This is a genomic window from Persicitalea sp. (genome assembly GCF_041751555.1).
Lineage (GTDB): Bacteria > Bacteroidota > Bacteroidia > Cytophagales > Spirosomataceae > Persicitalea.
This window is the reverse complement of record NZ_JBGSXF010000496.1, coordinates 1-14,231: the sequence shown is the minus strand read 5'-3', so window position 1 is coordinate 14,231 and position 14,231 is coordinate 1. Positions and strand designations below refer to the sequence as shown.

The 14,231-nt window shown below is 52.5% G+C and carries 9 protein-coding genes and 1 pseudogene; 5 read left to right on the top strand and 5 right to left on the bottom strand.

The window, feature by feature from the left end; translation table 11 throughout:
• Window positions 1-66 precede the first annotated feature (66 nt).
• The 3 genes from ACEW8P_RS17425 to ACEW8P_RS17415 are packed head-to-tail and all read left to right on the top strand — an operon-like array spanning window position 67 to window position 3,387.
• A complete protein-coding gene (locus ACEW8P_RS17425) occupies window positions 67-1,338 on the top strand; it encodes a hypothetical protein (protein ID WP_373514351.1) in 1,272 nt (423 codons plus the stop codon).
• The gene (locus ACEW8P_RS17420) at window positions 1,335-2,603 is read left to right on the top strand and encodes a hypothetical protein (protein ID WP_373514350.1); all 1,269 of its coding nucleotides are present in this window, start codon (window positions 1,335-1,337) and stop codon (window positions 2,601-2,603) included. The genes ACEW8P_RS17425 and ACEW8P_RS17420 overlap by 4 nt, the downstream gene beginning before the upstream one ends.
• 58 nt (window positions 2,604-2,661) lie before the next feature.
• Entirely contained in the window at window positions 2,662-3,387 is a 726-nt protein-coding gene (locus ACEW8P_RS17415; protein WP_373514349.1) for a phosphatase PAP2 family protein, read from the top strand.
• Between the two features lie 31 nt (window positions 3,388-3,418).
• Here the strand turns inward: ACEW8P_RS17415 and ACEW8P_RS17410 are convergent, their stop codons facing one another.
• Window positions 3,419-3,934 (bottom strand): D-glycero-alpha-D-manno-heptose-1,7-bisphosphate 7-phosphatase, encoded by a 516-nt coding sequence (locus ACEW8P_RS17410; protein WP_373514348.1) that lies wholly within the window; start codon window positions 3,932-3,934, stop codon window positions 3,419-3,421.
• A 22-nt stretch (window positions 3,935-3,956) separates the two neighbouring features.
• On the opposite strand from ACEW8P_RS17410, the gene ACEW8P_RS17405 reads away from it, so the two are divergent.
• Window positions 3,957-4,346 (top strand): VOC family protein, encoded by a 390-nt coding sequence (locus tag ACEW8P_RS17405; protein WP_373514347.1) that lies wholly within the window; start codon window positions 3,957-3,959, stop codon window positions 4,344-4,346.
• On the opposite strand, the gene hemE is transcribed toward ACEW8P_RS17405, so the two are convergent.
• The 4 genes from hemE to ACEW8P_RS17385 all read right to left on the bottom strand — a co-directional run bounded on the left by hemE (window position 4,343) and on the right by ACEW8P_RS17385 (window position 13,679).
• Complete coding sequence (gene hemE / locus ACEW8P_RS17400; RefSeq protein ID WP_373514346.1) at window positions 4,343-5,386, bottom strand: uroporphyrinogen decarboxylase; 1,044 nt, start codon at window positions 5,384-5,386, stop codon at window positions 4,343-4,345. The genes ACEW8P_RS17405 and hemE overlap by 4 nt on opposite strands.
• 204 nt (window positions 5,387-5,590) lie before the next feature.
• Window positions 5,591-8,938 (bottom strand): VCBS repeat-containing protein, encoded by a 3,348-nt coding sequence (locus ACEW8P_RS17395; RefSeq protein WP_373514345.1) that lies wholly within the window; start codon window positions 8,936-8,938, stop codon window positions 5,591-5,593.
• A gap of 82 nt (window positions 8,939-9,020) precedes the next feature.
• Window positions 9,021-10,589: a RagB/SusD family nutrient uptake outer membrane protein gene (locus ACEW8P_RS17390; RefSeq protein ID WP_373514344.1), complete on the bottom strand. Its 1,569-nt coding sequence runs from the start codon at window positions 10,587-10,589 to the stop codon at window positions 9,021-9,023.
• Between the two features lie 30 nt (window positions 10,590-10,619).
• Complete coding sequence (locus ACEW8P_RS17385) at window positions 10,620-13,679, bottom strand: SusC/RagA family TonB-linked outer membrane protein (RefSeq protein WP_373514343.1); 3,060 nt, start codon at window positions 13,677-13,679, stop codon at window positions 10,620-10,622.
• Between the two features lie 331 nt (window positions 13,680-14,010).
• Here ACEW8P_RS17385 and ACEW8P_RS17380 point away from each other — a divergent pair.
• Window positions 14,011-14,231: pseudogene (locus ACEW8P_RS17380) on the top strand (MFS transporter); the annotation flags it as partial.

Here is a 14,231-nt window from a genome sequence, read left to right as displayed (position 1 = left end):
TTCCCGGAACAAGCGGCGACCACTGTTTTCATCCACAGAAATCCGGCTGCCACATGCTGGATCGATATGCCGATACTGACCGTTTTTTACGCAAAACTGCTCCTGAACCTGCTCTTGACGGGAGCGATCATTTGGGTAATTAACAAACCCACTCTTTTTGCCAACTGGCAGCGCGATAAAGAAAACTTGGCTTTGAGCGCAGGTTTCATTCTATTCCGGCTGTTGCCGTGGATCGGCATTTTCCTGATCATTGGTGAAGATCCGCGGGGCGACGTTCCTTTTTTCTTCTACAAAGCTGAGGCGGCCAAGCTGGGCGGTTTTGTTTATCGGGATTTCTGGTCGTATCACGCGCCGCTGTTCGCTTATATTATCAGTCTGCCTTTGTGGCTGTGGCAAAATTCGCGGGCTATCGTGCTGCTGATGGTCGTGATGGAAACGCTGATTCTCTGGCTGACGTACCGTACCTACAAAACTGAAAAGACCAACGCCCTGCAACTAACCTACTTGTACTGGCTGTTGCCCGCCGCCTTTATGTATATTTTGGTCGATGGCCAGGAGGAGGTATGGTTTTGGGGCGCGGCCCTGCTCATGTGGCGGCACACGCGCCAACACCCGCAGAACTACGAAGTTGGCGTCGGCGTTATTTTCGCCCTCGCGCTGCTGACAATTAAGGTCACGTTCATTTTTCTGCTGTTTCCACTTTTGATTATTGTTAAAAAGCCCGTCAAACTACTGCTGACGATGGCAGCGATCGGGTTGCCCGTACTGGCTTTCTTGTATTGGCAAATCGGTGACCTTTTCCTGATGCCGATCCAGCACACCGAGCAGTTGATGACGCCAAATCTGTTCTCGATTTTGCGGCCTGTGGTGGAGTTTTTTATCACGATCAACGAGAAGAACTCGCCACTGCTCAACTGGTTCGGACTGGCATTTACGATCCTGATTCCCTCTTACTTTGCCTACCGCAGCCGCCACCGCCCGGTAGCCGAAACATTGCCCGCGCTATTCGTAGCGACTTTCGTGTGCATGATGATTTTCCAGGCGAGCGCGCCAGGGGCTTATCTTATCGCGTTTCTGGTGACGGTAGTCTTTGAATTGATCGATGTCAAGAATCCCTGGCATGTCAGCGCACTTTTAGCATTGAGTTGGCTGACTGTTGTACAACCATTTGTGTACGTGTACAACGGGCAGCCTTCCTACGTCAATTTCGGGATGCTGGGAAATCCGATTTACATCTTAGAATATACCCTGCAACTGCTGAGCGTTATCTGTTTCTTCTGGATACTGCGGCAAGCTTATCGTCAAGTGGTACTTCCCCAACCCATCTCCGTCGCATGAATATTGTCCTGATCAAAACGGTTCTGAGCGTTGCGCTTCTCGTGCTGACGGGGATAGTTTGGTGGAAGAAAAACTTTTTTCTAAAATTTTTTACCAAGAAAAGTACCCCAAGCTGGTTAGCCGTCGGCTGGTTTCTTTTTCGGCTGCTTCCCTTTGTCACAGTTTACCTGGTGGCGAGCTTCGCGCCCACTTCCGATGTGAACGGTTTTTGGGACGAAGGAAGCAAGGCATCTATGGGCCAGGTAGTTTATCGCGATTTCTGGTCGCCATACTCGCCACTGTATGCTTATTACCTGGGGCTCTGGTTGAAGTTCTGGTACGACCCGCGCATGATTGTATTCATGATGACGGTCATGGACGCGCTGGCGCTGTGGGTTTCGTGGCATTTGTACCGCTCCCGGCTTTCGGCCCTTTCGGATGCCGATTTTTTGTTTAAAACGCTACTTTATTATCTGTTGCCGGGTTCGCTGGTCTTATGCGTCGTCGGGGCGCAGGAAGACGTTTGGATGTGGCTGTTCGTCGTGCTGGCTTACTTGCTGCGGCAGCGCACGGGTCGCGTCGAAGTGTACGCCCTCACACTGGCACTGGGGCTGCTGCTTACCAAGGCGATTCTTGTGCTGGTATTCGTGCCTTTGTTTATTTTAGAGAAAGAAAAAATTCGCTTCGTGGTCACGATGGCATTAGTCGGGGCGGTGAGTCTGGCGATTCTCTACCCGCTGGTAGGCTGGGAATTTACCCAACCGCTCGACGAGGCCAAGACGCTGCGAGCGCCTAACCTCCCGTCGGTGCTGAATCCGTGGTTTTTCAACCAGATTGGCGTGGGTGAAAAAATCTGGAACTGGGTAGGGCTGGTACTTTCGGTAGGAATGGGAACCTGGACTGCCTGGCGCTGGCGCAATGCCGACTTTGCAACTATGCTTTCCCGTACCTGGATTGCGCTGTATGCCACGATGATGATCGTGCAGCAAAGCGCGTACAGCAACTACATCTTCCTGTTTCTGATTCCGCTCGTCTTTTTTGTGGTCGATTGGAAGGACAAAAAACAGGTAATCTTACTGCTCATATTCAACCTGTTGTGCGTAGTACATCCTTCCTATTGGTGGCGGCTGGGCATGCCCAAGTACTTGGTTCCTTCGGATATTTGGGCTGCGCCAACTTTCCTGCTCGATTACGGAATGCAAGTAGCGATTGTCGCACTGGCTGGGTATTTCGTTTGGTTGGCGGCCTTTCGCACGCACAATTTTTTCAGAGTGGCACCTCCATAATATTCTGTTCACGTTGTAATGGCATCTCGGGCAACTAGCAGGCAAAAATTCTATCATTGTGAAAAAACAGATTGGTGTAGTATTTCTTCTAGCCTGGAGTTTTGTATTTCAGGTTCGTGGACAAGACTTTACCGGAGATTTTGCGCGAGATGCCATGCGCAATTCTCTGGTTTCTGACGAGGCAGTAAACGATACGCTGCAGGAGTCATTGGCCGTGGAGCCTTTCCGCGTCAGGCCGCTAATCGTTCCGGCGGGACTGGCGGTGAGCGGCTTGCTGGTGCAAGGGAAAATTAGCCGCCAATTAGAACAGCGGGTGGAAAGCCGATTTCCCGGATATCGTACGCACGCCGATGACTACCTGCTGTTCGCTCCGGTGGTACTGAGCTTAGGCTTGGGCGCCGCGGGTGTAAAAGGCAAACATCCCTTTGGAGAGCAGGTGTTGCTGGCCGTGGCTTCCGGGCTGGCACAAGGGGGCGTGACATTCTTACTTAAAGGTATCACGAACTACCCCCGACCCGACGGCACGACTTTCGATTCCTTTCCTTCGGGCCACACCAGCAGCGCCTTTGCTTCGGCAACGCTGCTGCACAAAGAATACGGCCATCGTAGTGCTTGGTACACCGTGGGCGGGTACAGCGCCGCGACGGGCGTGGGGGCTTTGCGCATCATCAATAACCGCCATTGGCTAGCCGACGTACTTTTTGGCGCAGGCATCGGCATCGGAGCCACGGAAGTCGTGTACATGGCTTATCCCTGGGTGAAGCAAAAGTTAAAGCGCAAGTAGCGACAAAGAGGCTTATCTGGCTCTAATCAGCTTATGAAAGGATAACGTCCGTTGCTTCCAGCAAATCATTTGCCTGAAAATCGCCAAGATCACCCTCAGTCTCTTTCCCTCCAATAAAAATGGTCTTTACGCCCGCCTTGCGCCCGGCCTGAATGTCCGAACGGCGGTCACCGATCATCCAGGATTGCGTTGGATCAATGTTGTGTTTGGCTATTGCTTTCTCAATCATCAGGGAATCCGGCTTACGGCGCAGTGAGCGGGAGGAATGTTCAGGATGATGCGGTGAAAAGTACAGGTCGTCCAGCGTGACGCCGCTTTTTTCCTGAATCAGGCGATGAACATCTTTCACTTCGGCGGGGCTGTAGAGTTTTTGGGCGATTCCCGCCTGGTTGGTAATGACGATCAGGAAAAAGCCTGCTTCCTGTAGTTTGCGCAAGGCTTCGTCTACTCCTTCGATCAAAAAGACATCCTCGGGACGGTAGGTATAGTATTCCTCATCAGAATTCAAAATTCCGTCACGATCGAGAAAGACACATTTTTTTTTCATTCTCTGTAAAATAAAAACGGTGATGGAATTTGTCCAAATCAAAGAAACCTGCCTGTACGTGAGCGACCTTGAACGTACCCGCGATTTTTACGCTGGGCAGCTCGGGCTGGCAGTGATTTCCCTGGTCGAAGGCAGTCATGTATTCTTTCGGGCGGGTAGTTCGGTGCTGCTGTGCTTCTTGCCCGAGGTGTCGCGAGCCAAGCAATCACCGCCGCCGCATTACGGTGCAGGTAAGTTACACTTAGCTTTTGAAGCCCCCGCCGGACAGTACGAAAAGTACTTGCATGAAATTCAAGCCGAAGGCATCGACGTCTATCACCACGAAACCTGGGCGCGGGGAACACGGTCGTTCTATTTCGACGATCCCGATGGCCATGTGCTGGAAGTGCTTGAACCTGGCGTCTGGGACTAGACCTGCGAGAATTCCTTCACGGCGTCGATAAAACAGCGGACGTTGTCGGGCGGGGTATCGGGGTAGACGCCGTGGCCGAGGTTAGCAATGTACTTTTGAGTACCAAACTCGCTGACCATGCGCTTCACTTCCGTCCGGATTTGGTCGAAAGTACCGTACAGGGCGCAGGGATCGAGATTGCCTTGCAGCGTTTTGTCAGGAATCAATGCCCGCGTTTCCTTTACGTCCATGTTCCAGTCCAAACCCACGACCGAGCAAGCCAGTTGCCCGATTTCCTGCCGGGCAAAGTACGCGCCTTTGGCAAAAACCGTCACGGGTACTTCGTGGATAGCATCCCCGCGTATCGCATCGCAAATTTGCTTGATGTAGGGCAGCGAAAAAAGGCGGTACTGCGTGGGTGAAAGAATCCCCGCCCAGGAATCGAAGACTTGTAGTAGGTCCACCCCGGCCTTGATCTGCGCTTTGAGGTAGGCAATGGTGCTGTCCGTGATTTTTTGCAGGAGAACGTGGGAAAACTCGGGGTCGGTGTAAAGCAATTTCTTGGCGATCGAGAAGGTTTTGGAACCCTTGCCCTCCGTCATGTAGCAAAAAATCGTGAAGGGTGCGCCCGCAAAGCCAATCAGCGGCACCCGTCCGCTCAATTCCCGCTTCACAATTTTCAGCGCGTCGGTGACGTAGCTGAGATCCTCCTCGGGATCGGCCACGCGCAGCGTTTTCAAATCCTGCATCGTCTGCACGGTGCGCGGAAACACCGGGCCGCGCTTTTCGACCATTTCGTAGGGCAGCCCCATGCCTTCGGGGATAACCAGAATATCGGAGAAAATGATGGCCGCGTCCACGCCCAGAATATCTACGGGCTGAATCGTAACCTCGGCGGCCATTTCGGGGGTAGTGGCAAGCTTGATAAAGCTACCCGCCTGCGCCCGTACTTTGCGGTACTCAGGTAGGATGCGCCCGGCCTGCCGCATGGCCCATACGGGCGTCCGCTCGACGCGCTCGCCCCGCGCGGCGCGGAGCAGAAGATCGTTTTTTAGTGTCATAGGGGCAAAGGTAGGCAACGGGGACTTATTAGACTTTCAAATTACAAGAAAAAGGAGCTAAAACTGCTTGATCCGAAAACCTGGCCTGATGGTTCAGGTATTGTTTGTTCATCCTTTAAACGTAACAAATCGCGTCTCCACAATATAATCTGATGGCTAGCTCCGGTAGGAAGCTCCCAAAGCCTTGTGAGAAATTTGTTCAAACTACTTGGTTGCTAGGCTTTTCTTAAATATCCGCAAAGGAGCTTTGTTGCCGGATACCACATAGATCACCCCGCTTTTGACTTTTACGCGAATAATGCCTTTGCAGTCGCCATCGGCCAGAAAGCCGCTTTCTGGAAAAAGCAATGGCTTGAAATACCCGCGTCCATCGCCCCTCAAAAACAGCCCCGTCATTGCGTCGTATTGTCCGGAAACTGACTCATTATCGTAGGCATTGCCAACCGCTAGCACATCCAGGTGACCGTCCTTATCGACATCATCGACCAGGAAATCCTGAATGGGCGCCCATTGCGCCAGGTTGGGCAGGGATCTTATCTGAAAGCCGCCCCCCGTGTTTTCGAGCAAGACACTTTCTTGCCGAGATGCTCGTAGCAAAGTACTCGATCGCTGCTGTTCAGGCGACAGAAGGTCACCGAGAAGCGTCTTGGCGTAGCTGGCGTAATTGGTGAATTGTTTCTTAACACCCGGCCACTGCCGACCCAAATCCTCTCGGGAGGCGATGGGATGCTCCTTTCCTTGCAAATAATAGGTGCCAATGGCATCCAACCGACCGTTGCCGTCAAAATCGCCCGCGTAGACGCGCATAGGTTCGGTCGGAGAAACCCGGTAACGGCTATTGAGGCCCAGGTTGCCCACCACAAAATCGGGGTCGCCGTCCTGATCGAAATCGCCCGCGCTGATGCAGTTCCAAAAACCTTCCGAATCATCCAGAGACGCGATCGTTTGGCGTTCCAGCCGCCCGCGATTGTTCTTAAAAACCGTGATCGGCATCATCTCCCCCACCACGATCAGATCGAGCCAGGAATCCCGGTCCACGTCCGCCCAGACGGCGCCGGTTACCATACCGATCGACCCCAGGCCAGGCGCAATTTGCTCCGTCGCGTTGCGAAAACGACTGCCGTCGTTGACCAGCAGGTAGCTTTCGCCTGGCAACGGGTACTGCAACGCTCGGAGTCGTCCGCCGCGAAACAGGTCGAGGTCGCCGTCCTGATCGAAATCGGCCGCCACGACGCACGAACCGCTGTGCCGGATGGGCGGCAGTCGGTCGGTGGCGTCGGTGAATTTTCCGCTGCCGTCATTCAGGTAGAGACGATCCTGGTAATAGGTAGAGCCATCGAGGTATTCGTTCGAGCCGCTTACGATGTACAAATCGTTGTCGCCGTCGCCATCCGCATCGAACAGCAGCGTGCCCACGTCTTCTTCGTCCTTAGGTGGGGTTTCGTCCGTATAGGCTTTTTCTATAAAACTTCCTGTTGCCGTTTGGAGAAATAACTTTCCGTAATGCCGGAAAGAACCACCTACAAAAAAGTCTTCTAGGCCGTCGCCATTGACATCTCCGGTGGCAAGTTTAGGTCCTTGTTGCGAAAGTTTATGGGGTAAAAGGGGCTCCTGGTTATAGTCCAAGTAGCTTTCTTCCTGGTGCAGGAAGTCGATGCCGACGGAACGGGTGGCGTCGGTCAGTAGCGCTGGCGATGTGTCGCTCGGTTGGTCGGATAGCTGCTGCGCCTGCACGTAGTTTAGCGTGAGTAGCTCATCGCCGGGTAGGTTTTTCTGTATCTGTGCCTTCCCATCTGGCCAAACTACTTTCAGAGAATCCAGTTGAGCCGAATCCCCTAGCCCGAAATGGATGAGGTAGTCGCTCGACGACTGGTAGCCCCGCGTGACTGCTTGGTGATACGTTTGCACAAGGCCTTTGCTATACAGCGTGACATCCGCCCCCAGGCCGAAAGGATTTTGTGCCGGGCCTTTGAGTTTTACCTGAGCAAAGTGAGTATTGGTCATATTGTTTTGCAGAATATAGGCTTCCTGATTGATGTTGTTGACGATCAAATCCAGGTCGCCGTCGCGGTCGAGATCGGCGTAAGCCGCGCCGTTAGACAACGAAGGCTCGTCGCCGAACCAGGCGGCTGTGACGTCCTCGAAAGTAAGGTCGCGGCGGTTGCGGAAAAAGCGATTGGGTTTCAATATACCAGGCATTTTACGAGCGCCCTGCCGCAGGTATTGATTAACTTCTTCGGGGCTACGCCCTTCTTCCTGCGCGTATAGACCGTTGGACGACACGAAGTCCAGGTCGGTGATGTCGCGGAGGTAGCCGTTGGTGATGAACAGGTCACGCCAGCCGTCGTTGTCGAAATCGCCCAGCAGCGGCGACCAACTCCAATCGGTGGCCGATATGCCCGCAAACTGCCCGATTTCTGAAAAAATTATTTGCCCATCAGGAGCTTGACCGATGTTCACTTGAAGCATATTGCGCATAAACTGCGGGTGATAGCCCGCGCGCTGAACGGCTTCAAATTGCTGGAAGTTGGAAGCTCCCGCCATTTTTTTGCGCTGCTCGTTGTGGGCGGGCAGCATGTCGGCGACTACCAAGTCCGTCAGCCCGTCGTTGTTGATGTCGGCGGCATCGCATCCCATAGAAAATTGGCTGTGGTGCTTAAAATACAACTTTCCGACTTCGGTGAAACGTACTTCATCACCGCTGTCTCCCTGGTTACTTAAATATAGAAAATCATTTGCCAGGAAGTCGTTGGCAATGTAAATATCCTCCCAGCCATCCTGATTAAAATCTGCCACCGCGAGTCCCAGTCCGAAGCCATCGTGCAAAATTCCCGCTGCCTTCGACACGTCGGTGAACCGCGGACCGCTGCCATCGGAATCGTTACGGAACAGCTTATCGTTCGCCAGACCGGAGCCATCGGCTACTACTGGCGTGACTTGATTGGGATTGCGCACGAGATTGGTGCTGGTGAGTAAATACACATCTAGGTCGCCGTCTTTGTCATAGTCGAAAAAAGCAGCTTGGGTAGTGAAGCTGCTGTCGGCCAAGCCGTAGCGCTCAGCGCTTTCCAGAAAGTGAGGCGCGGCACCACCGGTACTTCCCTGGTTGATGTACAGTTGGTTTTTACGCCCCGTTCCCGGATAATTGCCCGATTTGCAAACGTAAATATCCAGCAAACCATCGGCGTTGACGTCGGCCATCGTTACGCCAGTGGACCAGCCGCCCTGGCGGATGCCCGACGACTCCGTAATATCTTTGAATTGGGGATGCGCCGCACCGGATTTGGTAACATTGAGATATAGCCGATCCGCTACCTGGTTGCCCGTAAAGTACAGATCGGGCAGATCGTCGTTGTTAATATCACCCACCGCTACGCCGCCACCGTTGTAAACGTAGTAGTAATCGACCAGGTTAAAGGTGTCGTTTTCAACGACGGTATTCTTAAAATCTACCCCGGACTCGGTCGAGCTCAGCGTGCTGAAAAGTGTTTTCGATTCGCGCTGGCAGGCGAGCATGCTCCCCAGAACCAACGTTGCGATCAGGTACTTCATAGTGGGAAATATCGCTAATATCAGACTACAAAAAAAGGGCTTCGAAAAGCCCTTTTATATTTTATCAAAAAACTGAAAATGATTACTGCCACTCCTTATTTTGGGTCACATTGGGGTTGCCTTGCAATTCCTTCAAAGGCAGGGGCAGCACGTAATCCCGTGCTTTGAGCGTTCGACCAATGGTGTACTTGCTGATATAATGCTTGATGTGGTCGCCTAAGTAGTCCTGTTGGGTACCGAACTTGCTTTTCCGGCGTAGTTCGGGGTACATTACTTGCTCGAAGGCAAACTCTTGTTCACGCTCCTTCACGATGGCATCACGCAGGGCCGACTGGCCCAAGCCGCTCAACGTGGGCAAGCCCGCACGGGTTCGCACCTTGTTGATTCCCAATAACTTGTCGCCCTGGCCACTTTCATTACAGGCTTCGGAATGTCCCAACAGTACATCAGCCAGACGAATGTAGATGGTATTTTTCTCCGTATTGGTCCAGTTCGTACCCAATTCGACCAGTTTGTTTGACCATGCTTTTCCGAAAATCAGTTGAGACGGGTCTTTCGGGTCGGCGTTCGACTTCACGATACCGCCGAAGCGTGACAGGTTGAAGTCTGCCTTAGGACTCCATTTGACCATCGGGTAATTCCCGTCAATTTTTCCGAAGCGCCCCGTTGGGTAGCTTTCGATAAAGGTGGCGCCGATGCGCTTATCCTTTGCGTCGTAAGCCGCCCGGAATTCCTGCGTGGCGCTCAACCAACTCCAGCCCGCGCCGCCCAGTTGGCTGGGGTAATCTTCGGGATTGAAATGTGCCGAATGCACCTGATATTGACTGGCGTTGGCCGCTGCCGATACTTGTGCTTCAAAGAGGCGTTCGCCCATGTTTTCGTGCGCCAGATCGAAGTTAGCGCCGAAGTCGGGGAAAAGTTGAATGCCGCTGTTGTTGATGATATCTTCGGCGGTCGCTTTGGCGTCTGCCCACTTCTCGTCCCACAACTGCGCCTTCATTAGCAGGGCCATCGCCGCCCACTTAGTGGCCCGCCCGTCGTCCGCACCCTTATAGGAAGCGGGCAGTACCGCCGCGGCAGCCTTAGCGTCGGCGTAGATTTGGTCAATCACTGCCCGTTTGCCGCCCTTGTTGGAGGGTAGTTCACTGATACCCTGGGTGGATTTGATAGTGATCGGCGGATTATCGAAGTAACTAAGCAAACCGTAATAGTAAAAAGCCCTCAAGAACTGCGCTTCGGCTTTCAATCGCTTAACCAGCGCATCATTGGCCGGGTCTTTCATAGCATCGGCTGTCTCGATAACAGCGTTGGCGCGGTTGATGGAGCGATAGCTGATGGTCCAGTACGCCTCGATGTACTCGTCGGCAGAACTGACATTGCCCAGGTTGTACTGCAACGGTCCTTTTTCCCAGCCGATCTGATCGCCCGTCAGGCATTCAAAAACGTAGCGGTCATAGAAATAGCCGGAAAAACCGGAATTGAGGTCGGCGTAAACACCATTGACGCCCAGCTGAAGTTCCGTGGCCGATTTGTAAAAGGTGTCCGGATTGATGAAGTCCGGGTTTTCTTTCAAATCAGCGCAGCTCAGGCTTGTTACCAATAGGGCCGTCAGCAGGGGGTAGGTTAATCGGGAAGACAGGTTAAGTTTCATGATATGTTTTGATTTTAAGCGTTTTAAAGTTTACAGACCGAGATTTACCCCAAACGTCAACATTCGGGCGCGGGGATAAGCGTCGTAGTCATCACCGCGGTTCAAGTTGTTTTGTCCTTGGTTGTTTACTTCTGGATCAAAGCCCTTGTACTTCGTGATTAAGAACAGATTTTGACCGCTGGCGTAAAAGCGCGCGCTGCGCACGAACTTGTTCTGGAGCGGCAACGTATAGCCCAAAACTATATTTTGGAGGCGTACGAATGAGCCATCCTGAATAAAGAACGATGAACGGCGGAACGAAATGAAATCGCGGCGACCGTCGATGACGGGGCGGCTGGCCCCGGTATTCGTCGGAGTCCAGGAATCGTCAAGGATGTTGCCTAACTGGTTGATTTTCTGAACACCGTCTCCCATTTCTGATTGCTGTAGGTTTCGCACATCATTACCGTGCACGCCTCGGAAGAAGACAGTGAAGTCGAAGTTCTTGAACTTCATATTCGAATTCAAGCCCCAGGTAAATTTTGGATTGGGATTACCAATGATCTGGTAATCCTCGGAGTTGTACTTGCCATCGCCGTTGACATCCTCGTATTTGGGATAACCCGCTTTGGCAGCGAAGGTTTTGCCTTCCTCATCCGTCTGGAAAAGCCCCGTGTACTTGAAACCCTTCCAAACCCCAATGGGATTACCTGCTTCTACCCAGCTACCGAACACGCCCAGGTGACCACTCGTGCTATTAGCAAAGAAGGGCGTGCTTTGGCCCAAACTCGTGATTTTGTTGCGCAGGAATGAAATATTGCCGCTGAGATCCCAGCTTAGCGCCTTATTGCTTATGACCTTATAGTTGGTCGAGAATTCAAGACCTTTGTTGGTCAATGAGCCGGAGTTGAGCAATATTGTACTGAATCCAGTGCTCTGCGGAATCGACACATCCAGCAGCAGGTCGGAAGTTTTGTTGCTAAACACATCAAATGTCATCGAGAGGCGGTTATTCAGGAGCGCCACATCCAGTCCCAGATTCAGCATCGCGGTACTTTCCCACTTCAAATCGGGGTTAGCGATTCGGTTGGGGCCGTAGCCCGCCACCAGGTTGCCACCGAATACGTAGTTATAAGGAACCAGTCCACCGACCGAGCGATACACTGGAATCTGAGAATTGCCCGTTACCCCGTAACTGGCCCGGAACTTGAAGTCGTTGAAGACCCGGCCAAGCGATGAACCCTGGAAAAAATCTTCGTTTACCACACGCCAGCCGATTGCCCCCGAGGGGAACGTCGCCCACTTATTGTTGGGCCCGAACTTAGACGACCCGTCGCGCCGAACCGTAACAGTCAGCAGATAGCGGTCTTTAAAATTATAATTTATGCGACCCAGCAGCGATTCCAGCGCCCAGTCCTGGCGACCGGAGAATGGAATCTGCGGCTTGCTGCCATTTTGCAGGTTAACTGACCCGGCGTCATCCGTTGGCAAACCGCGCGTCGCAATGGAATTGAACAGGTTCCTTTCCTGCTGATACGTGTAGCCTACCGTAGCATCGAGCGTTTGTCCGGGTGCTATCTGCTTGTTATAGCTGAGTATGTTCTCGTTCAGGATGCTGTTCACGCTGCGGTTGGCTTTCTGCAACTCGCGGCCGTTCTGGCGACCAGTGAAAGTAAGATTATTGTAAAACGTATTCCTTTCGGCGCTCAGGATGTCGGCCCCGATGCTGGTGCGGAATTGCAGGCCTTCCATAATTCGGAAAGTCAGGGCCGTCGTGCCAAACAGTCGGTTGGTGTTATCCCGATCGACGCCTTCCATAGCCTCAGCCAGCGGGTTGATTGTAAAGCGCTGATCGTAGCTGGGGTAGTTATAAAGACCGTTTTCGTTGTAGACAGGAACTGTAGGGTCGAGGCCCAAGGCTGTGATTATGATGCCGCCGGGACCGCCGCGGTCAGTAGGGACATTGCTGCTGCTGGTCCGGTTGTACGACCAGCTATTGCTAAGCGTAGCTTTGCCATTCAGGAAGTCGTTGTCGAGGTTAAGCCGAAAACCGTAGCGTTTGAAATCAGTGTTCTTGACAATCCCTTGATTGCCCAGATAGTTTCCCACGACGGCATACCGCATGCTTTTATTGCCGCCCGTGAAGGAGAGTTGGTGGTTGGACAAGCCGCCCGTCCGCGTGATGGCCTCTATCCAGTTGGTTCCCTGTCCAATTTCGTTGATCTGGGCATCGGTGAAGCGCGGATTACCGCCTTGGCTTTTTTCCAGAAGATTTAGGTAGCGGGCGTAGTCGCCTCCGTTTAGCACGTCGATGTCACGAGCGATGGTCTGGGTCGAATACGACCCTTCGTAATCCACGCGGCTCTGGCCTTCCTTACCACGCCGGGTGGTAATCAACACTACCCCGTTAGCACCTCTTGATCCGTAAATGGAAGTGGCCGAGGCATCTTTCAATATCTCGATACTTTCGATTTCGTTGGGATTGATGGTCGCCATCGCGTTGCTGGCGCGTCGGTTTCCCCCCGCGCTGATGGCCCCGTTGTCTGGGTACATCGGGAACCCGTCGATGACGTACAGCGGTTCGCTACCACTATTGATGGAGTTGGCCCCGCGCACCCGGATGGAGATTCCCCCGCCCGGTGCCGCCGAGCTCTGTGTAACTTGTACCCCCGGCGCGCGGGACTGAATGGCCTGATCGACTGACGTAACGGGCATCTCTCTGATGGCATCCCCTTTAATGGTTGAAACAGAACCCGTCAGATCACTTTTTTTGACTGTACCGTAGCCGACTACGATCAATTCATCCAAATTCTTCGTATCCGGCAGTAGCGAAATGGAAAAGTTGGTGCGGCTGTCTACTTCCGCCTCTTGGCTAATGTAACCTACATAGCTGAACACAAGTGTTTCAGTTGATGCCGCGTCCAACTTAAAGCTACCCGTAGCGTCGGTTGTCGTACCTCGCGTTTTTCCTTTGACCGAAACGGTCACTCCGGGAATGCCCGCGTTTTGCTCATCGACAACCTTACCCGTAATCGGGGACTGAGCGAAGGCAGTGAGTGTGAAGAGAACCAGCAAACCAGCGATTTGCAGGCATCGTAAACGGTTTTTCATAGTTCAATAGGTTTAGGAGTTATGATTATAGAAGGAGAAAATAAGAGGCAACTGGTATAGTTTAGAAGATAGAATCCAATGTCTTATTGGGTAAAGTCAAACGGATACAAATATTGCTATTTGAACTACGTAATGTCAATGGAGAATATCAGGGTAATGATGGATGATTTTATGATTGTGAAAAGATTGCTCACCCTTAAATGGCTTTTGTTCTGAGTACTACATGACAAAACCATCATTTTATCCAACTTTTCCGTAAGAATAACTATGTTCTGGCTGAGTCATAACTTGCATTTTTGCAATTCTATGATTGAATAGTCAAAAATCATGCATGAAAAAGTCCTCTCCTAATACTAATTACTCTCTAGGAATCTCTTTCATTTCGGCCTTGGGCGGGTACCTATTCGGCTTCGACTTTGCCGTCATTGCCGGAGCCTTGCCCTTGCTCCGGGACGTATTTGGGCTCACTGCCTGGTGGGAAGGCTTCCTGACGGGTACCCTGGCGCTGGGCTGTATGGTAGGCTGTGTCATGGCGGGCCGACTCGCCGACCG